20 protein-coding genes are annotated in these 20,169 nt (G+C 61.8%); 7 read left to right on the top strand and 13 right to left on the bottom strand.

The window, feature by feature from the left end:
- Window positions 1-12: 12 nt before the first annotated feature.
- The 5 genes from M1E07_RS02180 to M1E07_RS02160 all read right to left on the bottom strand — a co-directional run bounded on the left by M1E07_RS02180 (window position 13) and on the right by M1E07_RS02160 (window position 3,911).
- Window positions 13-264 carry a hypothetical protein gene (locus tag M1E07_RS02180; RefSeq protein WP_461188666.1) on the bottom strand — a complete coding sequence of 84 codons (252 nt, stop codon included), beginning with the start codon at window positions 262-264 and terminating at the stop codon, window positions 13-15.
- 121 nt (window positions 265-385) lie between these two features.
- A complete protein-coding gene (locus M1E07_RS02175) occupies window positions 386-916 on the bottom strand; it encodes a hypothetical protein (RefSeq protein WP_461188665.1) in 531 nt (176 codons plus the stop codon).
- 49 nt (window positions 917-965) lie between these two features.
- Window positions 966-2,483, bottom strand: coding sequence for a recombinase XerD (locus tag M1E07_RS02170; protein ID WP_461188664.1), 1,518 nt, complete (start codon window positions 2,481-2,483; stop codon window positions 966-968).
- On the bottom strand, window positions 2,473-2,811 hold the full coding sequence (locus M1E07_RS02165; RefSeq protein ID WP_461188663.1) for a helix-turn-helix domain-containing protein: 339 nt from the start codon (window positions 2,809-2,811) through the stop codon (window positions 2,473-2,475). Before M1E07_RS02165 ends, M1E07_RS02170 begins: the two co-directional genes overlap by 11 nt.
- Window positions 2,805-3,911, bottom strand: coding sequence for a tyrosine-type recombinase/integrase (locus M1E07_RS02160; RefSeq protein WP_461188662.1), 1,107 nt, complete (start codon window positions 3,909-3,911; stop codon window positions 2,805-2,807). Before M1E07_RS02160 ends, M1E07_RS02165 begins: the two co-directional genes overlap by 7 nt.
- Window positions 3,912-4,397: 486 nt before the next feature.
- On the opposite strand from M1E07_RS02160, the gene M1E07_RS02155 reads away from it, so the two are divergent.
- A complete protein-coding gene (locus M1E07_RS02155; RefSeq protein WP_461188661.1) occupies window positions 4,398-4,673 on the top strand; it encodes a hypothetical protein in 276 nt (91 codons plus the stop codon).
- A 540-nt stretch (window positions 4,674-5,213) separates the two neighbouring features.
- Here the strand turns inward: M1E07_RS02155 and M1E07_RS02150 are convergent.
- The 7 genes from M1E07_RS02150 to M1E07_RS02120 form a co-directional block, all read right to left on the bottom strand.
- Window positions 5,214-6,245 carry an aldo/keto reductase gene (locus M1E07_RS02150; protein ID WP_461188660.1) on the bottom strand — a complete coding sequence of 344 codons (1,032 nt, stop codon included), beginning with the start codon at window positions 6,243-6,245 and terminating at the stop codon, window positions 5,214-5,216.
- A gap of 11 nt (window positions 6,246-6,256) precedes the next feature.
- The gene (locus M1E07_RS02145; RefSeq protein WP_461188659.1) at window positions 6,257-7,129 is read right to left on the bottom strand and encodes an NAD-dependent epimerase/dehydratase family protein; all 873 of its coding nucleotides are present in this window, start codon (window positions 7,127-7,129) and stop codon (window positions 6,257-6,259) included.
- 908 nt (window positions 7,130-8,037) lie between these two features.
- Window positions 8,038-9,390 (bottom strand): alpha-L-fucosidase, encoded by a 1,353-nt coding sequence (locus M1E07_RS02140; RefSeq protein ID WP_461188658.1) that lies wholly within the window; start codon window positions 9,388-9,390, stop codon window positions 8,038-8,040.
- Window positions 9,391-9,455: 65 nt separating this feature from the next.
- Window positions 9,456-10,355, bottom strand: coding sequence for a carbohydrate ABC transporter permease (locus M1E07_RS02135; RefSeq protein WP_461188657.1), 900 nt, complete (start codon window positions 10,353-10,355; stop codon window positions 9,456-9,458).
- Complete coding sequence (locus M1E07_RS02130; protein WP_461188656.1) at window positions 10,345-11,265, bottom strand: carbohydrate ABC transporter permease; 921 nt, start codon at window positions 11,263-11,265, stop codon at window positions 10,345-10,347. The genes M1E07_RS02135 and M1E07_RS02130 overlap by 11 nt, the downstream gene beginning before the upstream one ends.
- A 56-nt stretch (window positions 11,266-11,321) precedes the next feature.
- Window positions 11,322-12,578, bottom strand: coding sequence for an ABC transporter substrate-binding protein (locus tag M1E07_RS02125; protein WP_461188655.1), 1,257 nt, complete (start codon window positions 12,576-12,578; stop codon window positions 11,322-11,324).
- A 177-nt stretch (window positions 12,579-12,755) separates the two neighbouring features.
- Window positions 12,756-13,721: a FadR/GntR family transcriptional regulator gene (locus M1E07_RS02120; protein WP_461188654.1), complete on the bottom strand. Its 966-nt coding sequence runs from the start codon at window positions 13,719-13,721 to the stop codon at window positions 12,756-12,758.
- Window positions 13,722-13,750: 29 nt separating this feature from the next.
- Here M1E07_RS02120 and M1E07_RS02115 point away from each other — a divergent pair, with 29 nt between their 5' ends.
- The 6 genes from M1E07_RS02115 to M1E07_RS02090 all read left to right on the top strand — a co-directional run bounded on the left by M1E07_RS02115 (window position 13,751) and on the right by M1E07_RS02090 (window position 19,143).
- A complete protein-coding gene (locus M1E07_RS02115; RefSeq protein WP_461188653.1) occupies window positions 13,751-15,136 on the top strand; it encodes an L-fuconate dehydratase in 1,386 nt (461 codons plus the stop codon).
- Window positions 15,133-15,561, top strand: coding sequence for an RbsD/FucU family protein (locus M1E07_RS02110; protein ID WP_461188652.1), 429 nt, complete (start codon window positions 15,133-15,135; stop codon window positions 15,559-15,561). Before M1E07_RS02115 ends, M1E07_RS02110 begins: the two co-directional genes overlap by 4 nt.
- 12 nt (window positions 15,562-15,573) lie before the next feature.
- Window positions 15,574-16,452, top strand: coding sequence for an amidohydrolase family protein (locus tag M1E07_RS02105; RefSeq protein WP_461188651.1), 879 nt, complete (start codon window positions 15,574-15,576; stop codon window positions 16,450-16,452).
- Between the two features lie 2 nt (window positions 16,453-16,454).
- Window positions 16,455-17,426 (top strand): aldo/keto reductase, encoded by a 972-nt coding sequence (locus tag M1E07_RS02100; protein ID WP_461188650.1) that lies wholly within the window; start codon window positions 16,455-16,457, stop codon window positions 17,424-17,426.
- Window positions 17,427-17,507: 81 nt separating this feature from the next.
- Window positions 17,508-18,350, top strand: a complete 843-nt coding sequence (locus M1E07_RS02095; RefSeq protein WP_461188649.1) for a fumarylacetoacetate hydrolase family protein — start codon at window positions 17,508-17,510, stop codon at window positions 18,348-18,350.
- Window positions 18,351-18,384: 34 nt separating this feature from the next.
- Entirely contained in the window at window positions 18,385-19,143 is a 759-nt protein-coding gene (locus M1E07_RS02090; protein ID WP_461188648.1) for an SDR family NAD(P)-dependent oxidoreductase, read from the top strand.
- Window positions 19,144-19,872: 729 nt separating this feature from the next.
- Here M1E07_RS02090 and M1E07_RS02085 read toward each other — a convergent pair.
- Window positions 19,873-20,145, bottom strand: a complete 273-nt coding sequence (locus tag M1E07_RS02085; protein WP_461188647.1) for a hypothetical protein — start codon at window positions 20,143-20,145, stop codon at window positions 19,873-19,875.
- Window positions 20,146-20,169: the final 24 nt, after the last annotated feature.

The following is a 20,169-nucleotide window of genomic DNA, read 5'->3' as shown; positions in this document are numbered from 1 at the left end:
CGCGATGAGCCTCTACCATAGATTCCCTGGCGTGAAAGCCCACACAGTGCAGAGAAGGCAAATCATCCCCAGCATCCAGGGAAAGACCTTTGCGGCGTAAAGGGCAAGCTTGGGCGCATCTTTTCTCAGCGGGCTTTCCCCTTTCCTGCGATAAAACCAAGTCACCAGACCCCAGAAGACGAGCAGGGCGGCACTGAGAACGGCAAGGAATACTTCGGGGACACTTGCCGTCTCGGTGAAGTAAGTCATGTCCCAGAAATTCACTCTGTCTCCTTAGAATCGTTTTCGTGCTGGCCTGTCGCCACGGTCGTCGGAAGTGCCTTTGGAACGATGGGAGAAACGGTCGCAGGCACTATGAGGCAGTTGCCGTTGAACACCAAGTTCTCTATCGAATGTTCAACTTGCGATCGGGTGGTTTGGAGGGAAGGCGTAGTGACGTGCCTCTTCGGGCGATTGATTTTCCGGAGTCTGCCAGGCGCCATGTTGACTCCCTAACCTGTCCCGCTTGTAACCAATCAAGTCGCTCCACGGGGCGTTCAAGCTGGCGTTCCATCCAGTTGGCAGCGAACTGGCCGTAGGTATCCGGCGCCTCCTCTAAGCCGATAATTGTGAGGCCGTCTGCGTTGTAATCATGGTTGTCCAGGAGGTGGTTATCGCCCCATTCACCTTCCAACATGCGACCATTGGGTCCGTCGTGCCAGTACGCAATTTGAAGCGTGCACGTGCCCGGTGACACGTCGACACCTGGGACGTCGAGAACCAGGACGAGGGGTTTGATGCCTGCGAACACCCTAAAGGAATCAAGCTTAGGGTGCGTCAGGGGCCAGCGGGCGACGCCGGTAGCGAACGCATTCAGGAGCTTTTCCTCTTCAGGCGTGCGTGCCCGATCTCCTTGAAATTGGCCATGAGCCGTCATGGGGTGAGCCTAGCGGACTCTGAGTGTCACAGGTTCGTGGCGTGAAAGCTCAAGGTTTGGTTCGCAGGTTGACGTAGCGGGACCAGGCGTCGCCTGCTGCGTCGGCGTGCAGAAAGGCGACCTGGTGGCTGTAGCCGAGGGCGTCGGCGACCATTGGCGGCGGTGAGACTAACAGGTGTTCGTCCAGGGCAGTGTTTCGTGCGCCCCGCAGGTCGATCCCCAGGCTGCGGAGCCTGTCCATGATGCCGTTGGGGTGAAGTGGCTGGCCGGCGCGGGTTCCAGGGAAGAGCCACGGGCTTTGGGTGTCTGATCCAGTTCTGAGGTTCGGACGGCTCGCGAGGTGTTCTTGAAGCAGTTCCGCGAAGGGCTCGGGAACGGGGACCGGATGTGAGCCGAAGCTGATCCGGACGTTGCCATTGGTTTCGCTGGTCTCGACGGCATCGATCCGGAGCTTGGCTACCCGTACGAGCGGCTGGGCGTAGAGAAGGAGCAGGATGCCGGCGACTCTGTAGGGCAGGGATTCGCTGGTGCCGGTCAGCAGTTCCCTCAACCATGCCACGCGTTGGTCCTGGGTGATTGTTGGTCGGGTTTTGGCGGTGTAGCGGCCCATTTCGACGCGGTGGTTTGTGCCGGTGTTGTTGATGAAGACGATGAAGGTGCGGATGGCTTTCCTGGTAGTGGGACCGGTGGCGAGCCAGGTTTCGATGTCTTGCTGGGTGCAGTTCGATGCGGTCCGCTGGTGGGTTTCCCAGAGCCAGACCAGGAACTTGATGGTTTCGGAGATCTCTTGTTTGGCGGAGTGCACCGGGGCTTGGGCGCTTTTCTCCGGTGTTGTGATGGACCGGATGCGGCGGAGGTGGTGCCATGTGGCGAACTGGGCGACGGGTTTGGCGACCTCATCGGACAAGTCGCGGAGCTTGTCGTCAATCCAGGTCTCGAACCGGGCCAGATATGGGTCTTGGTAGGGGAGGAGCCTGTGATGGATGAACAGGGCACGCAGGTGGTTGGCTTCCCGGTTCGCTGACTCAGACGCAGCGTCGAAGCCTTCGTGCGTCAGCGGAGTCTCCCCGCTCGATAGAGAGCGGAGGAGGGCTTGGACTTTGGGGGAGCGCTTCCACGTGATGATGCTTTCGGGCCGGTCCGCTTTGCAGAGGACATCGACAATTCTGCTGGCTGTTTCGGGGTCGGAAGATTCTGTCAGCAGTTGCTCATTGAGGTCCTCCCGGAGGGCGCAGCGGGCGCAGATACCGCGTCGGTAGAACTCACCTTCAGCATTGCAGCGGGTGCAGTGGAAGTCGTGGAGGATGCCGGCGCAGGGTGCGCAGCGGGGCCCTCCGCTGCTGTCCGGTGGTCCGGGTAGAAGTCTGTGCTGGCCGCAGTCCGGGCAGGTCCCGTGGGTGCGGGTGGCGGTGGTGAAGCAGGGGCCGCAGATTTTGCCTTCGGGCCAGGTGGCGCGTGTTCGGCCGGCGGTCCGGCCGCAGCGTCCGCAGGTGGCGGTCCCGGTGGTGCGGGGCCGGCCGCGGCTGGTGCTGCGGGGGCTGAGGCCTTCGGGTTTGTCAGTGGTCATCGTCGATGATGCGTGCCCGGCGGGGTCTGACGGTGCAGTTCAGGTCAACGACGTTGGGGGCGCTGGTGCCGGTCTTCCGGGCACGGACGTCGGCGGCTGTGACGGTGATGAGGTCCTCGGGTCCGCAGGAGAAGATGTCGCAGATCGCGGCGATGACCTGCAGTGCGACGCGTTCGGGTTTCTGGTTGACGAGACGGTAGACCTGTGGCCGGGACAAGGTGATGCCGCGCTCGGCCAGCAGGGGGATGAGGTCGGTGGTGTTGTGCAGTCCCCGTGCTGCCATGAGCTCGGAGAGCCGCCACTTGTATTCGACTTCGCGTCTCACCATTGACCCCGCATCTGCACGCCCAGGACTTCATCCATGGTGCGGTCCAGCGCCGCCCGGAGGGTTGCGTTGCGGAAGTCGTCGCTGACGAACTGGTAGATCCCGGTGGTTGAGGCGTGTTCGTGGCCCATCTGATGTTGCACGAATCTAGGATCCCATCCGTCCTCCAGCAGGTGCGTTGCGTAGGAGCGCCGGAGCGAATGCAGGTCCAGGCCATCCAGCGGCAGGCCCAGCTCGGCCAGGTAGCGCCGGAGCCGGCGCAGCAGGGTGGATTCACAGATCAGGCCGCCGCGTTCGCTGGGGAACAGGTCCAGGGTGTCGAGCGTGCCCCGTCCGTTGGCGAGCCAGTCCTCGATGACGCCGGCGGTCCAGTCGAAGACCGTCAGGACGCTGCGGGGTTTGTGGGGGGAGCCCTTGCGGGATTTGCCGAACCGGACCTTGCAGACGCCTGCCTTGCCGAACCTTCGCGCTTGGGGGTTGGTCGCAAAGTCGATGATTTGCAGGTGCCTGAGTTCGTTGAATCTGAGCCCGTACGAGTAGGCGACTTTCAGCATGACGGCGTCCCGGTAGGCCGCCTGCCAGCCTTTCTTCCCTGAGGCGGCGATGAGTTCGACCTGGTCGTCCGCATGATCGAACAGCATCTGCAGTTCCGTCTTGGTGAAGGGCCGCTTGGAGGCGCGTCCTTCGTACTCCTGAGTGTGGGAGGCGGTGTTCCAGTCAAAGAAGACCTGGGACGGGTGTGTGCCGAAGCGCTGTTCGCAGACCCGGTCCCAGCCGTAGTCGGGGTTCGACACGTAGGACGTGAACCGGCAGAGCGTCGACTGGTAACCGCGGATAGTGGAGTGCTTCAGCTGGTGGATCGAGCGGAGGTCACCGAAATACTCCTCGACATGCTCCGGTGCCCAGTTCCACGGGAACTCGTTCACATGGTTCACGAACCGGCGGACGCACTCGATGTACTTGTCGATCGTGTCGAACTGGAGGTTCCTGGAGAGCTGCTGGTTGCGCCACCCGGTCAGCATGTCCTCAAGCGTCTGTTCCTCGGGATGCAGCAGCTGAACAGCGCTCAGCTGCAGCACACGCCCGGACGCGTCGACCGCCATTTTCGCCCCACAGTCCCGTCGAAGTTTGTGCTCAAATCCTGAATCAATGATTCATTAAATGCATCATCAGCACAAAACCGCAGGTCAGAGGCATGTATCAGCTGCCTTCGAAGCTGGAAGTTGCAGCCGTCAGGAGTACCTGGGCGGCGGCACCTCAAAGCCGCCAGCCCGCAAAATCCGCGGAATCTCAAGGAAGTAAGAGAACTCCCTTGCGGACCCGGGGGATCGGGCGATTGATTCATCTGATGCAATGCGCAGAGTACAGCTTTACATAATATCAGTTATCGGCGTTCGAAACTGGGCGGAGAAGTGGCCCAAAAGGCCCTAGCCAACCTCAAGGTCCTCACCGAAACCCGCTGAACCACTGCCCATATACCGACAATAGTAAGTAACCTTACAACCGATTCACATGCACACGAGCCTCATGCGTAACTGGGTCACGCACCGGGATTAGAACCCCCTTCGCTCAACGAAGGAGTACGACCCATGCAGATCACCAAGACACTTGCCACAGCAGCCCTCCCCGCGTCGCTGGCATTCGGCGGCGCCGGAATGGCCCAGGCGGCCCCTGACCAGAACGCAGGAGCCGTCGGCGGCCTCGTCGCCGCAGCAGTGAACGCGGACCGCACAGACATCAACCAGATCCAGCTTGTCACCGTCAACGGTGACATTCTGAGCAACATCGACGTAGACGTTCCCGTGAACAACGTGCTCAATGGCATCACGGTCAACGCACTGAACGACAACAACGTAGACGTCTAGGACGTGGTGGACGTCACCGTCGTGGATAACGTGCTCGTCGTTGTCGTCGACGTCCTCTAGAAACACCACCAGGCAGAGCTTCCTGCTGCTACAAGGAGGGCCGCCCCGGCACCGGGGCGGCCCTCCTTCGCATCTAGTGGGAGTCACAAGGGGAAGCTTTGTCGGTCGTCCAGGGCCGGGGATGAATCCCAGAGGTTATCCACCGCTACTGCTGCTCGGGGCCACCCCCACGGCTTTCACTTCCAGATGTGGATAACCCAGATAACCCCAGCCGTGTACGGCCCGAAAGCCATCTTATGGCGGGCAACGCGATCCATGGCCCCGGCAGCGTCGCTGAGGTAGTGCACGCTCCAGTGAAGTCGGGAGCAAGGGACCAAGGCTACGAACACGGCCCCGCCCATCATCGTGAAGAGTCGCTGGGATCTGGTGCGGGCAAGGATGATTACGGCAGCCAGCACAAGTGCTGGGGAAGGCTGTGTGGCCGGAAGGGAAAGAAGGCGCCGGCCCTTCCGGCCAGCGCCAGTGCACCGCGTCTCGGCGCTACCGGCCGCCTTCGATCTTGCGGCTGCGCTGCTCGATTGCCATGGGTCCGTAGGGATAGACCCCGACGCGCGGCTGGCTGGCTTCGGTCAGGCGCTCGGATTCCTCCGGGGTTAGTTCGAGGTCTGCCGCCCCTAGGTTGTCCGCCAGCTGATCGGTGGTGCGGGCGCCGAGAATCACAGACGTAACTGTCGGCCGGTCTGCCAGCCAGGCCAGGGCCACCTGCGAGGCGCTCACGCCATGGTCAGCCGCAATTTTTTCCACTGTTCCGATAATGTCCCAGGTGCGGGGGTCGTCGTTCCGGGCTTGCCATGCTTCCATGCCTCGAGTTGGATTTTCGCCGAGCCGGGTGGCCCCGGCGGGCGGCTCGTCGCGCTTGTACTTTCCGGACAGCCAGCCGCCACCCAAAGGCGACCAGGGAAGCAGACCGATGCCCGCATCCAGGGAGGCCGGGACGATCTCCGACTCTATGTCGCGGACCAGCAGGCTGTACTGCGGCTGCAGGGTTACCGGGGCACTCCAGCCGTGGGCGCTGGCCAGGTGGACCGCCTTGGTCAGCTGCCACCCCAGGAAGTTGGAGAACCCGTAGTAGGCGATCTTGCCACTGCTGACGGAATCGTGCAGGAACCGGAGCGTTTCCTCCAGAGGTGTGATGGGGTCCCATGCGTGCATCTGGTAGAGGTCAATCTGCTCCACTCCCAGGCGGCGGAGGGAATCATCCAGAGCTCTGGTCAGGTGGCGGCGGGACGTACCGACATCGTTCGGGGCTTCACCCATGGGGAAGCGGCCCTTGGTGGCCAATACCACCCGGTCCTTGGCTTCGGGCCGCTGAGCCAGCCAGCGTCCGATGATCTCCTCCGATTTGCCGGCGCTGTAGACGTCAGCGGTGTCGATGAGGTTGCCGCCAGCGGCAACATAGTCATCCAGGATGGCGTGGGACGTTTCTTCGGTTGCTTCTGCCCCGAATGTCATGGTGCCCAGCGCGTAGTTCGAAACCACGGCGCCGCTGTTGCCCAATGTGCGGTACTGCATGATGATGCTCCTCAGTTCTTTGTGGGGGTGGTCGTGTTCGAGTGGTAGGTACGCCAGCTGTATTCGGGCTCGAAGCCCAGCAGCCGTCTGGCTTTGTCGATGGAAAGCATGGTCTCGTGTTCGCCCAGATCCTTAATCACCTTGACCTCGGGGAAGACCTCCGCGGCGAGGCTGGCACTGGAACGGCTCATGACCGTGTCCGAGTTCGCGACGATAAATGACTCGAATCCGGGCTTGCCGTTCTCCAGGGCCCGGGCGACGGCCTGCGCACCGTCCCGGCCATCGATGTATCCCCAGAGGTTCCATTTCCGCAGCCTGGCGTCGGAATCGAACGACGGGAACTGTTCATAATCCTCGGCGTCCATGACGTTGGAGAACCGCAGACCAGTGATGCTCAGCTCGGAATCCCAGCGGGTCAGTTCCACCGCCATCTGCTCCTCCAGGTGTTTCACGAGAGAGTAGGTGCTTTCCGGTCGTGCGGGGTATTCCTCATCCACCGGAATGTAGGGCGGGTCGACGTCGAACGGCAGGCCGAGCACCGTTTCGCTCGAGGCATAAACCACCTTCTTGATTCCGGCCCGGCGGGCCGCCTGGAACACGTTGTACGTAGAGAGCATGTTGTTCTCGAACGTGGCCGCGTCCGGAAGGATGCCGGGGGCGGGGACGGCGCCCAGATGCACCACGGCGTCGAAACCGCCGTGCCGGTCATCCAGCCCCAAAAGCACGTCCAGAACCTGGCCGTATTGGCGGAGGTCCACGATAACCAGCCCGGGATTCCTTTCCCCGGCACGGTCCAGATTGAGCACCTGGTGCCCATCCTCGGCAAGCCTGCGGATCACGTGCCGTCCCAGCTTTCCGCTTCCACCTGTCACTGCAATTCTCATGATGCTCCTTAACTGGTATGACTCCACGGTTCCCCCGAAGCTCTGATGAGGGCGCTTCCGATCGTGTGTCTGTCACCCGTCATTTCCGGCTTCCCGCTTGATCGGGGGAGGTTTCCCTCGTGACGTTGGCGCTCCCGCACCGGCGCTGGCAAAGGACTGCGGGAACCGCTTCCGTGCGGAATACCCCATTGACGTTACGTACATAGTGCGGCACTGTCAGCAGGTTTCCCTGTCCCTGCTTTTCCTAGGACGTTGAGTCCTACCGTTCCTGTCGCAAGCGTGAACAGGGCCATGGACAAATAAACGACCTGAATGCGGAGATTAGAAAAACGTTTCCGCTGTCACGCACCAGGCAGAACTCCTGGACCGCAACTAATTGGCCCATCACAAGCGGGGTAGGCGGCATCAGCATCATTCAACGAAGCTCGAGTCTGTTTAGGGGTCTATCTCGCGAAGCAACCCGCTCTTCGAGAAAAAGCCGCACACGCGGAGGGTCCTTGCGCACTGGCGCGCCAACCCAGCGAACACCTAGGTGGGGCACACCCCAACCTGACGCTGGAAAGTATTTCTCCGCCCACAACCGGGCAACTCTTAATAGGTTATCCACGCCTACTGCTGCTACGGAGCTACTCCAACGGCTCCCAATCCCAGCCGTGGATAAAAACGCTTCGCAACATAAGGCATTCCCGGCATACGGATTCGCCGCGATCCTGCCAATTCCTTGGAGAGGCGCCTTTACCTATCGACTGGAAGCGGATCAGTACGTGTGCGTAGAAAGGCTGGACCGGAACAAGCAACGTCGGCTTGAGGGCTAGGTTCTGGACCGGGTCTTCAATGACAAGAGGAACGACGGCGGTCGTCCCTGCTGGGGACGACCCCCGTCGTGGCGATACCTGACGGGAAGGCCGCTAGTAGCGCGGAACGCGGACGACGACGGGCCCCAACCGGTCGGGTGTCAGGGTCACCTTCAACGCTCCATCGGTGAAGACCACTGCGCCGCCTGACCCGGCTACGGACGCCTTCTCGAAGGCGAACCGTACTGCCCCGGGCTCGAGGACAACCTCGGTATCTTCTTTGTTTGAATCAATGAAGGCAACAACCTCAGGGCCGCGGTCTACCCAGCGGATCCAGTTGCCCTCGCCGCCGCTGCCCGTCATAGCAGACCCAAGCGGAAGCGAGCCGACCAGGTACTCCTTGGCAGTTGCCATCCAGCGCCCCAGGTCGGTCAGTGCCCGGCGTTGGATTTCGGGGATGGTGCCGTCTGCCTTCGGCCCCACATTCAGCAGGAAGTGCCCGCCCCGGGAGACGACGTCCGTGAGGTGTTGAGCCAACTGCCGACCGGTGAGTGACTGTTCCGGGCCTTCCACCTGGTTGTAACCGAAGGAGAATCCGACGCCGCGGCAGTTCTCCCACTGAGATTCCGACTCGGACTGGGAGAAGTGCTCGTACTCGCTGGTGGCATAGTCCTTATGCGTCTCGCCCCATCGGTCATTGACCACGCCATCGGGGTTGGCAGCGTAAAAGTGCTGGAAAAGGGTACCGAGCCCGGACTTGCCAAAGTGCTTACCGGCGTCGGGCCATTCAATGTCATTCCACAGGATGTCGGGACGGTACTTGTCCACCAGGTCCACCACATGGTTGTAAGCATATTCCGCGTAGCCGGCGTCCTTGGGCCGGGACGTATCATGGACGCTTTCGCTGGTGAGATGGGGCGGGAAGGGGCGTACGTGCCAGTCCAGTCCGCCCGAGTAGTACAGGCCCAGCTTCAGCCCCTTCTCCTCCACGGCATGCGCAATCTCACCAATCAGGTCCTTGCGGGGTCCGCGGTGGACAGTGTTCCGTTCCCCTGTTTCGGGAGCATCCCAGAGGGCGATGCCGTCGTGGTGCTTGGTGGTCGGAACCACGTAGTCCGCCCCGGCAAATTTGAACAGCTCCACCCAGTCCGCCGGATCGAATTGCTCCGCTTTCCACTGGTCCAGGAAGGCATCATAGTCCTCGCCGCCGAACGCCTCCTTCTGATGCTGCTGGGCGGGGCTGCCGTCGATGCGGATGGTGTTGTAGTACCACTCTGCGTACGGGTTGTGGGTGAACCACTCTCGGTCGTCGTCGATGGTGCCTAATGCCCCGATGGGCTCTGCCCAGGCGGGAACAGAGTAGGCGCCCCAGTGGATGAAGATGCCGAACGGCGCGTTCTGGAACCATTCCGGCACAGGCCGGGACAGCTGGTTCCATTCTTCAGGGGTGGCCGTTGCGTCGGTCATTCTGAGCTCCGATTCTTATTTGTGGATTTTTAATGTTGATGAAATTTTGGGATGAGGGGTGGCGGTCAACGGCCGCCGAAGCCGCCCATGCTTACGCCCTTCACCAGCTGGCGCTGCAGGAGGATGACCACCAGCAGGCTGGGAATGACGGCAACGGTTGCCGCGGCCATCAGAGGGCCCCAGTCGGTGCCGCGTTCGCCGGAGAACATGGACAACCCCAGCGGGATGGTGGCCTGGGAGACGTCGTTGATGACGATCAGAGGCCAGAGGAAGCTGCTCCAGTAATCAATGAAGCTGAATACCGCCACCACGGCAAGCGGTGCCCGGACCAGCGGCAGGATGACGCTCCACAGGATCCGGATTGACCCGGCACCATCAATTCTTGCCGCCTCTTCAAACTCCACCGGCAGCGAGAGGAGGAACTGGCGGATCAGGAACGCTCCGAATGCGCCGAAGGCAAACGGAACGATGAGGGCGGGCAGGGAGTTCACGAGCTCAAGCTTGTTCATCATGATGTACAGCGGAATCACCAGGACCTCCTGCGGTAGTACCAGGGTGCCCAGGAAGACGAGGAACAGCTTGTCTCGGTGCTTGAACTGCAGGCGCGCAAAGGCGTACGCGGAGAGCAACGAAACCACAGTAGTCAGGACTGCTCCGGCAATCGCCACCAGGAAGCTGTTGGCGATGACCTGCCCGAACGGGATTGAAGTCCACGCGGTGATGTAGTTGGACCATTCGATACGGGAAGCCAAGAGGCTTGATCCGGTGGAGAAGACTTCTGAGGTGGGCTTGAGGGATGTTGCGATCATCCACACGAAGGGGAAGAAGAAGACCAGTCCCACGAGGATGATGCCTATCCGGCTGATGTAGCGCCCCGGGTGCCTCTTCGTGCGCAGCTTCATGGAATGGCGCCGGTGGGACGCGGACTTGTCGGTCGCCGGCTTGGCCAGCATTTCAGTTGTCATAGTTGACCAGCCTCTTCTGCTGCGAGAACTGCAGAGCCGTAATGAGCATGACGATCACAAACAGTGCCCAGGCCAATGCCGAGGCGTATCCGAGCTTGTCGAAGGAAAATCCGTTGCGGTAGAGGTACAGGACGATCGTGTTGGTGGACTCACCGGGCCCGCCGAGCGTCAGCAGGTAGGGCTGTGTGAACACCTTGAACGATCCGATGATGGTCATCACCGTGCAGAAAAAGAGCGACGGCGACAACATGGGCAGGACCACCCGGAAGAACCGTTGCCACGGGCCTGCGCCGTCGATGCGTGCCGCTTCCAGCAGGTTGGGCGAGATGCTGTTCAGGCCTGCGCCGAGGACGATGATGTTGTAGCCGACTCCCTGCCACACGGACATGGCGATCAGTGATCCCATGGCCAACTGGGTGTCGCTGAGCCAAGACGGCCCGGCGATGCCAAAATTCGCAAGGAAACTGTTAACTACCCCGTCGTCGGTCAGCATCAGCCGCCACACCAGCGCATTGGCCACCATCGGCGTCACCACCGGGATGAAGAACAGGACCCGAAAGAAGGGTCCCCAGCTGCCAAGGTTGTGCAGCCAGGTGGACAGGCCCACCGCCAGGACGAGGTTGAGCACGGTGTAACAGACGGCGAAGAACAGGGTGTTGCCCAGGACTGTCCAGAACACGGGGTCACCGCTCAGCATCCGGACGTAATTGTCCAAACCTACGAACTCCGGAACCCCGAACAACGGCCAGTCGAAGAGGCTGATTACCAGGGAGGCGATGAGCGGCAGCACGATAAAGATCAGGAACCCCAGCATCCCCGGGGCAAGGTAGGCTGCCGCGAGCCGGCCGTGGCCGGCAATGGCCGTGGGCTTCTTTCCGTTTTTTACAGCTAGCGTGGGTAGAGCAGTCATCGTTGACCTATTCCAATAAGGGGGCAGGCCCTGCTGGGAGCCCGCCCCCGGGAAGATTACTTGGCTGAGTTCGAGATGGTGGAGAGAATCTCCTGGGCTGACTTGCTGCCCCGGAAACCCTCGCCCGAGTACTGGCTAAAGGTTGTCTCCACCTGGTTCCAGCTGGGCGTGGTCACCAGCGGGCGGCCGCTCTTCAGCAGGGCCTCCACCACCGCAACGTCCGATGCCGGCTTGTTCGCGGCCCAGTCCTTGACTGCGGATTCCACGGACGGCACGGTCCCGCGGGCAGCACCGACGGCACCGACAACCTCAGGCGTGGTGATCTTCATGATGTTCTTGAAGGCCGCCTCCTTATCCTTGCAGGACGCAGCAATCGCGAAGGCGGAGCCCTGAATCATCCCAGTGCTCTCTCCCGAGTCGGAGGGAACAACGGCGATCCCAACCTTGCCCTGGGTCTTGGTGGTCAGCGTCTCGTACATCCACGGACCGTCAATGATCATGGCGGCCTTGCCGCTCATGAACTGCTGCTCAGGGACATCCGTGCCATCGGAGGCCTGGGGCGCATTCGCCACCTTTTCCTTCGCCACCAGGTCGAAAGCAAACTGCTGGTCCTTGACCAGGCCCGCGTTGGTGAGGTCCAGGTTTGCGTCCTTCACCGGCTCGTTGCCATTGGCGAAGGCGAGGGCGAGCCCGGGGCCGGACGCGAACCCCGGCGGGACAGCCAGGCCGGAGACACCGTCCTTGGTCAGCGCCTTAAGGTCTTCGGTGAACTGTTCTGTGGTGTAGTTGAGTGTTGGTTCCTTGACGCCGGCTGCCGCCAGGAGATCCTTGTTGTAGTACAGGACTACCGGCTCCGCGTCATAGGGAATGCCACGGAGGGTCCCGTCCACGGTGAGGCCGTCGATCATTGCCTTGTTGTACATGGAGACGTCGATGTTATTGCTCTTGGCCAGCTCATCCAGCGGCACCGTCAGGTCCTTGAGCTCCTGGGTACGTGCCGCCTGCGTGGTTATGATGCACGGCGCTCCAGAGCTGGAGAGTCGCGTCTTGACCTTGGTCCAGTAATCGTTGAAGCTGGGGCCCTCGAGGGTCAGGTTGAACTCCGGGTCCTTCTCCTTGGCTGCGTCCACGAATGCCTGCCACTGTGCGCGGTCGCTTTCGTTGGTGATCCAGGTGTACATCGAGGAGGCTTCCTTGCCGCCGTCCGATGACGATCCTGCGCCTGACGAGCCACAGGCGCTCAGGGTGCCTGCTGCGAGGGCGGCCACCGCTGCCGCTGTCAGCAGCCTGCCGGTAACGCGGTTGTTCGACACGATGAATGTCCTTTCATAGCTGGGGACAAAGGCTGCCCGGCGACGTTCTCGTGGCCTGCCCGATGTGATTCCGCAACCTTTGTCCCAACAGAATGACCCTCCAAACTATCGGAAGTCAAGTAAATCATCCGATCTTTCGGTGCCCATTTCCTGTATTGAGGGCAGTGCAACCTGATTCTAGTAATTATCGGGCAACAAGATCGGATGAATAGGAACTTCCTTGTTGCCCGAACTACCCGACACAACGTCCAGTGATCCTTCGGCACGCTCCTCCAGCTCCGGCCCGGGAATGGCGGTCACATAGTCCTCCACCGCGTACAAGTGGTTTGCCATCCGCGTCCTCGCCCGGTCCACATCATGCCGGCGCAGCGCCTCCAGGATGCCCAGATGTTCTCGGTGTGTCGCCAGCAGACCTTCATTGTCATGGATGGACCGCCACATGCGCCCGCGGATCGTATTTGTGGACACGGTTTCGATGAGTGCGGACAGCACGTGGTTGGCAGATGCGCCGGCAATCAAGCGGTGGAACTCAACATCGCACTCCATTGCTGCCTTATGGTCGACGGGAGCCGCATGGATAGCGGCATGGGCCCGCTCAAGGATTTTATCCGCTTCACCCAACTGCCCGTCGTCGATGCGGATCGCAGCCGCCGCAGCCGCCTCAGTTTCGAGGGCCCGCCGAACAGTGTGCACCTGGTTCGCCCGCTCGCCATCCTGCAGTCCTACCCAGAATTCCATGGCAGAAAGGAGGGCAGAAGGCTCCAGTCGGGTTACGAATGTTCCGGCGCCTTGCCGCGTTTCAAGGATGCCCATCGTGGACAGAGCCCGCACTCCTTCGCGAAGCGAACCCCGGGAAACCTGCAGTTCCGCGGCTAAGTCCTTTTCGATCGGCAGCCGGTCCCCTGGCCGAAGCCGGCGGGAGGACAGCATCCGCTTGACACCCGAGATGACAACGTCGGTCTGGGACATGGAGCCAGTGGAGGGGTCGTTGGCCATGGCAGCCGCCTTTCTTGGTGCTTTGTCAGCTAGCACTAATTTTGCTTTCATCAGATGTATTGCTTGGAAAAACCCGCCGACTCCTATATTCTCATCAAATACTCCCAAATACATCCGATGACGCTCGCAACGTTGCTTGAGCGTCATCTTCCTAGCCTGAACTTGGAGGGCTCACCATGCCACAAATCACTGGTTTTGACGTCTTCGATGTGCGGTTTCCGACGTCACTTTCCGCGGACGGTTCAGACGCCATGAACCATGACGCGGACTACTCAGCCGCCTATATCGTGCTGAAGACGGACGACCCTGCCGTCTATGGCTGCGGCTTCACCTTCACCATCGGCCGCGGCACCGAGGTCTGTGCCGCCGCTATGGAATTGCGGGCCCGCCCGCTCGTGGGGCAGGACGCCGACGGAATCTGCGTCGGCTTAGGAGAAACCTATCGGAGCCTCAAACGTGATTCGCAGCTCCGCTGGCTGGGACCCGATAAGGGCGTAGAGCATCTCGCGCTCGGTGCGGTCATGAATGCGGTGTGGGACCTCGCTGCCCGGCGGGCAGGAAAACCACTGTGGCGGCTCCTGGTTGACATGACTCCGGAGCAGATCGTGGATGCCGCTGACCTCAGCTATCTGTCGGACGCACTGACGAAAGAGGAAGCGCTGGGACTTTTGGCCCGTCTGGCTCCAACCAGGGAAGAGCGCGTTCAGCAGCTGGGCCGGGACGGCTACCCGTGTTACACCACTTCCGCCGGCTGGCTCGGCTACTCGGACGAGAAACTGCGGCGGCTCTGCGAGGAGGCTGTGCACCAAGGATACCGCCACATCAAGCTCAAGGTGGGCGCATCACTGGAGGATGATATCCGCCGGCTGGGGATTGCCCGGGAGGTGATCGGGCCGGAAGGGAATCTGATGATTGATGCGAACCAGGTGTGGGACGTTCCGGAGGCCATCGACTGGGTAAAGCAGCTGTCTGAATTCAACCCGCTCTGGATCGAAGAGCCAACCAGCCCGGATGACGTCCTGGGCCACGCTGAAATCCGCAGGGCTGTCCAGCCGATCGGGGTGGCCACCGGTGAGCACGGCATGAACCGGGTGCTCTTCAAGCAGCTCTTCCAGGCCCGGGCGATCGACTACTGCCAGCTGGACGCATGTCGGCTAGCCAGCGTGAACGAAGTGCTTGCCGTGCAGCTGATGGCGGCGAAGTTCGGCATCCCGGTCTGCCCGCACGCCGGCGGTGTGGGTTTGTGCGAGCTGGTCCAACATCTATCCATCTTTGACTTCATCGCCGTCTCGGGAGACCTCACCGGACGGGTCACGGAGTTCGTGGACCACCTTCACGAGCACTTTGTGGATCCGTGCATCATCAAAAACGGCGCCTACGTGATGCCGGCCAACCCCGGGTACTCGTCAGAACTGAAGGAGCAGACACTTCAGGAATACGCCTTCCCCTGGGGCAGCTACTGGACGGGAACGGACGCCGGACGCGTTGAACAGGCGTGGCGAGCTGGCAACGCAGCCGGACGCATCGCCTTCGCCAGTACCCGCACAGAGGAGCAGGCATGATCAACTACACCCTCACCCACCCGGGCCTGCTGGCAGCCCTCGCTGAATCCGGCCATGGGTCGCAGATCCTGATTGCAGACGCCAACTACCCGCACAACACCGGCGCACCGGCCGACGCCAAGCGCATACCCCTGAACCTGCGCCCGGGCCTGCTTACCATCGACCAGATCCTCGAGGTGCTGATCGACGCCGTCCCCATAGAAGCGGCAGCGGTCATGACGCCACCGGACGGAAACTGGACCGAGGCCGTCAAAGGCTACGAACGCGCGCTTGGCGCCGTGGTGCCCATAACGTCCCATCAACGCTTCGAGTTCTACGACGCCGCCCGCTCCCATGATGTCGCCGTCGTCATTGCCAGCGGAGACACACGGCACTACGCCAACCTGCTGCTGACCATCGGCGTCCGGCCCGACGGCACGGCCTGACCTGGAAGTGTCATGAAAGTCATCGACACCCACGTCCATGTCTGGGATCCCGGCGCGCTCGACTACGCCTGGCTGGCGGATGCTCCTGCGCTGAACAAGTCTTTCCTGCCCGCGGACCTTCCGCACACTGCATCCAACACCCGGGCGGCCGTCTTCGTCCAGGCCGATTGTCGGGAGGACCAGGCACTGAAGGAAGTGGACTGGGTCAGCAGCCTCAGCACTGGTTGGCCGCAGCTGGCGGCCATCGTGGCATTCGCGCCGATCAGTCGCGGAGACGAAGTGGCGGAGGACCTCGATCAGTTGCTGGAGCGTCCTTTGGTCCGAGGGGTCCGCCAGCTCTTCCAGGACCGTGACAACTCCTTTATCCAGCATTCGGCCATGCTGGCAGGAGCACGCCAAGTGGCCCAAGCCGGTCTCACATTCGACGCGTGCATCCGCTCCAGGCATCTGCCGGCGCTGGCAAAATTCGCAGACGGCGTCCCTGAGCTGCAAATAGTGCTGGACCATATGGGCAAACCGCCCATCGACAGCGGCGAACTGACGGCTTGGAGCCGCGGAATGCGAGAGCTCGCCCTGCGGCCGAACATCGTCGTCAAGATCTCGGGGGCTGGTGCGGAAGCGGACAGGAACCGTCCCCTGGCGCCCCAGTCCTTGCCGTTCATCACGGAAACGCTGAATCTATTTGGGTCCGAACGTTGCATGTTCGGAAGCGACTGGCCCGTTTCCCTAATGAGGCCGGCCGACTACCAGGACTGGATCACCGTTGTGGAAACGGCACTGACAGGCGCGTCTGCCGGAGAGCGCGAAAGCGTTGCCGAGGGGACGGCAAACCGCGTTTACAGGCTGGATACAGCTACGGAATCGGTAGCAACCCAACAGGAGAAGGACTGAGAATGCAAGCAAAAACCCGTACCATCCCCGGTACCGCTGTCCAACTTCCGGTGCTCGGCTTCGGCGCAGCACCTATTGGCAATCTTTACCGGGAAGTCCCGGAGCAGGAGGCCATCGATGCCATCACGGCGGCCTGGGACGGCGGCATCCGCTACTTCGACACCGCACCGCACTACGGACTGGGACTCTCAGAGCGGCGCCTCGGCCTGGCACTGGCAGGGCAGGACCGTGGCAGCTATGTGCTCAGCACAAAAATCGGGCGGCTGCTCCGGCCCAACCCCTCACCGCAGGGCAAGGACACCGAAGGCTTCGACGTGCCCGACGATCTCTACCGGGCCCGTGACTATTCCCGCGATGGCGTGCTGCGCTCCATCGAGGAAAGCCTGCAGCGCCTGAACTCTGACCGGATCGACATCGTGTACATCCACGACCCCGACGACTACTGGACCGAGGCCGTCCAAGGGGCGGCACCCACGCTGTCCGCCCTGCGGGACGAAGGAGTGATCGGCGCCTGGGGCGCGGGCATGAACCAGTCGCAGATGCTCCACCGATTCGTCAACGAAACGGACATTGACGTGGTGATGCTCGCCGGCCGGTACACGCTGCTGGAACAGGGCGCGGCAGTCGACTTGCTCCCTGCCTGCGAGAAGCGTGAAGTGGGCGTGGTGAACGTCGGCATCTTCAATTCGGGCCTGCTGTCCAAGGAGCGGCCGGCCAGCAATGCCACCTACAACTATGCGCCAGCCCCGCAGGAACTACTGGACCGGGCGAATCTGCTGGCGGACATCTGCGAATCGCATGGCACGACCCTGCCGGCCGCCGCACTTCAGTATCCGTACCAGCACCCAGCAGTAACTGGCGTAGTGCTGGGCATGCGTACACCGGAGCAGGTGAAGCAGAACCTCGACTTGGCGGCCCAAACCGTTCCGGATGCCCTGTGGGACGACCTACGCGAACACGGGCTTATCACCTAGCGGCCAGCACGCCATCCGCCACCACCGATCAGGGTGCATCAAAGCCCTCCATACGAACCTCGAGAAAGAAGATAACGTCTGATGCAATTCGCGCGTATAGGTGCGCCGGGCAAGGAAGTACCCGCCCTCCTACACCACAACACGTACTACTCCCTGGAGCAGTTGGCAGCGGACATCGACGCCGACTTCTGGGAATCGGACGGACCGGGCCGGGCCGCGGCCGCACTCGCCGCCGGAGAACTGGCCGAACTCGCCGTCGAGGGCCGGATCGGCGCTCCGATAGCCCGGCCGTCTTCAGTGATTTGCGTGGGCATGAACTACGCGGCACACGCAGCGGAATCAGGTTCAACGCCTCCAACGGTACCGATCATCTTCCACAAGGCCCCCAACACCGTGGCCGGGCCCTTCGACGCGGTGGCCATCCCCCGCGGCTCCACCAAGACCGACTGGGAAGTCGAGCTGGGTGTGGTCATCGGCCGGCGGGCCTCCTACCTTGGGTCCCCAGCACAGGCCCGCGACCACATCGCCGGATACGTCACCGTCAACGACCTGTCCGAGCGCACATTCCAGCTGGAAGTCTCCGGCGGCCAATGGTCCAAGGGAAAGAGCTGCGCGGGATTCTGCCCTACCGGCCCGTACCTGGTCACCCCCGACGAGGTGGATGCAGGCAACCTCGAACTGCGCAGCTGGGTAAACGGCGAAATCCGCCAAAATTCCAGCACCCGCGACCTGATATTCGACGTCGAGCAGATCATCTACGACCTGAGCCAGTTCCTGGTCCTTGAACCCGGCGACCTCATCTGCACGGGCACCCCCGAAGGTGTGGCCCTGTCCGGCCGGTTCCCATATCTGCAGGCGGGGGACGTCGTCGAAATCGAAGTAGCCGGGCTGGGACGTCAACAACAAGAATTCTTCCAGGCCTAGCTGTCCTGGCTTTAGGAAACGAAAGGAACAAACAATGGAGTTTGCAGGACTTAAGGCAATTGTCACGGGGGGCGCATCGGGAATCGGGGCCGCAACGGCGGCCATGCTCAAGGAGCGCGGCGCCGCGGTGGCGGTACTGGACCTGCAGCCGATGCAAGCCGCACCGGACCACATCGCCATCAAATGCGACGTTTCCGATGACGCATCCGTCCGCAGCGCAGTCAGGGAAGCCGCGGAAGCGATGGGCGGCATCGACATCGTAGCCAACAACGCCGGTATCGGCGCCCAGGGCACCATCGAATCCAACGACGACGACGAATGGCACAAAGTGTTTGACATCAACGTCCTGGGAATGGTCCGGGTCTCGAGGGCTGCCCTGCCGTATCTGCGCCAATCCGAGTACGCGGCCATAGTGAACACTTGCTCCATCGCAGCGACCGCCGGCCTCCCCCAGCGCGCCCTCTACAGCGCCACCAAGGGCGCAGTGCTCTCGCTAACGCTGAGCATGGCCGCGGACCACCTGCACGAAGGCATCAGGGTGAACTGCGTAAACCCGGGCACGGCAGACACGCCATGGATCGGTCGGCTCCTTGCCACCGCACCGCATCCGGCTGCAGAGCGCGCGGCGCTGGAGGCCCGCCAGCCGCACGGCCGGCTCGTCAGCCCGAATGAGATCGCGGCCGCGATACTCTACTTATCCAGCCCACTAGCGGGTTCCACCACGGGCGTCGACCTCGCAGTCGATGGAGGCATGCAGGCGCTGCGCCTACGCCCGCGCGCTTCTGCATCATAGGAGAGTGAACGTGTAGCAGAAGATGCCAAACTCTCCGGAGCTTCCGTCCTGTGGACGTCCGATGGCTATTCGACAAGTCCGACTTTTACCTGCTTGGGCTGTGGAAAAGCACGGACTCCGTTCCCTTCTGCGGGAACTCTTGCGTACGTGGGAAACGGTATACAGCGGTATTTTGCCGTTACACCAGAACTTGCAGTTTGGCGCGATCCTAAGCATCTGGCCAAGCTTCCCGCGCTACGACCACTATCAGGATGAGGCACACCCCAGCCTGACGTAATGGCGGTCTGACGCGGGAGGATTCACCTGCCGGTGGGGTTTCGGTGTTGTTCTCAGACACCTGTCGAGCCGCAAGAGGGGACTTCGTCAGCTCCGGCCTCAAACGAGTCTCATCGAGTCCCGATTCTTTGGCCTATTTCGATGATTCTCGGGCTACCGCACCTCGGTTTCCTGCCATCCGACTGTCAGGGTGGGATTTGAGAACATCATGAGCGACTGTCAATAAAACGGAAATTTCGCCCTATTCTGACGCCACACCGATCATTGTTCGAGTTTCGCGTGCAGGTGAGGCCGGCCCATCGGCGGCCGCAAGTGCCCTGGGGACGAGTTGCCCGCGACTTCAAATAGCCCTTTCAGCCGCGGTTCCTTTGGCCTTCCTTTGGCCTGACCGGACTCGTGACTATAACGGGCACAAGAAAAGCCCCGGACCGTGGTCCGGGGCCTTGGGGCCGCCTATCGCTCGATCGTGACGCGGAGGTCCAGATGGATGTCAACAGTGGCCAGACGGTCCTGGAGGAAGCGTGCAAGGCTCGCATCAGTCGCGGTGTGTGCGCCCTTCGGGACGGCACCGCGGAAAACAGCCTGGGTATTCGTGGACCTGAGCACGTCAAGGGGCGCCCAGTGCCGGTGTCCGGCGCTCAGTCGTTCAATGTCGGTGCGGAAGGTGGCGCGGTGGTCATTACGGGCTGAGGCGCGCATGGTGAAGGGAATGAAAGCTGTGGGCAAGAGGGTCCTTTCGAATGAGGCAGC

It is taken from the genome of Arthrobacter sp. Z4-13 (assembly GCF_054792705.1).
Note: the sequence above shows the minus strand (reverse complement) of the source record. Positions and strands in the feature narration are given on the sequence as shown.

Bases quoted from the DNA above. Each gene is read 5' to 3' on its own strand.
- M1E07_RS02175 (WP_461188665.1), bottom strand. From the start codon at position 916: ATGACGGCTCATGGCCAATTTCAAGGAGATCGGGCACGCACGCCTGAA.
- M1E07_RS02170 (WP_461188664.1), bottom strand. From the start codon at position 2,483: ATGACCACTGACAAACCCGAAGGCCTCAGCCCCCGCAGCACCAGCCGC.
- M1E07_RS02165 (WP_461188663.1), bottom strand. From the start codon at position 2,811: ATGGTGAGACGCGAAGTCGAATACAAGTGGCGGCTCTCCGAGCTCATG.
- M1E07_RS02160 (WP_461188662.1), bottom strand. From the start codon at position 3,911: ATGGCGGTCGACGCGTCCGGGCGTGTGCTGCAGCTGAGCGCTGTTCAG.
- M1E07_RS02155 (WP_461188661.1), top strand. From the start codon at position 4,398: ATGCAGATCACCAAGACACTTGCCACAGCAGCCCTCCCCGCGTCGCTG.
- M1E07_RS02150 (WP_461188660.1), bottom strand. From the start codon at position 6,245: ATGCAGTACCGCACATTGGGCAACAGCGGCGCCGTGGTTTCGAACTAC.
- M1E07_RS02145 (WP_461188659.1), bottom strand. From the start codon at position 7,129: ATGAGAATTGCAGTGACAGGTGGAAGCGGAAAGCTGGGACGGCACGTG.
- M1E07_RS02140 (WP_461188658.1), bottom strand. From the start codon at position 9,390: ATGACCGACGCAACGGCCACCCCTGAAGAATGGAACCAGCTGTCCCGG.
- M1E07_RS02135 (WP_461188657.1), bottom strand. From the start codon at position 10,355: ATGACAACTGAAATGCTGGCCAAGCCGGCGACCGACAAGTCCGCGTCC.
- M1E07_RS02130 (WP_461188656.1), bottom strand. From the start codon at position 11,265: ATGACTGCTCTACCCACGCTAGCTGTAAAAAACGGAAAGAAGCCCACG.
- M1E07_RS02120 (WP_461188654.1), bottom strand. From the start codon at position 13,721: ATGACGCTCAAGCAACGTTGCGAGCGTCATCGGATGTATTTGGGAGTA.
- M1E07_RS02115 (WP_461188653.1), top strand. From the start codon at position 13,751: ATGCCACAAATCACTGGTTTTGACGTCTTCGATGTGCGGTTTCCGACG.
- M1E07_RS02110 (WP_461188652.1), top strand. From the start codon at position 15,133: ATGATCAACTACACCCTCACCCACCCGGGCCTGCTGGCAGCCCTCGCT.
- M1E07_RS02105 (WP_461188651.1), top strand. From the start codon at position 15,574: ATGAAAGTCATCGACACCCACGTCCATGTCTGGGATCCCGGCGCGCTC.
- M1E07_RS02100 (WP_461188650.1), top strand. From the start codon at position 16,455: ATGCAAGCAAAAACCCGTACCATCCCCGGTACCGCTGTCCAACTTCCG.
- M1E07_RS02095 (WP_461188649.1), top strand. From the start codon at position 17,508: ATGCAATTCGCGCGTATAGGTGCGCCGGGCAAGGAAGTACCCGCCCTC.
- M1E07_RS02090 (WP_461188648.1), top strand. From the start codon at position 18,385: ATGGAGTTTGCAGGACTTAAGGCAATTGTCACGGGGGGCGCATCGGGA.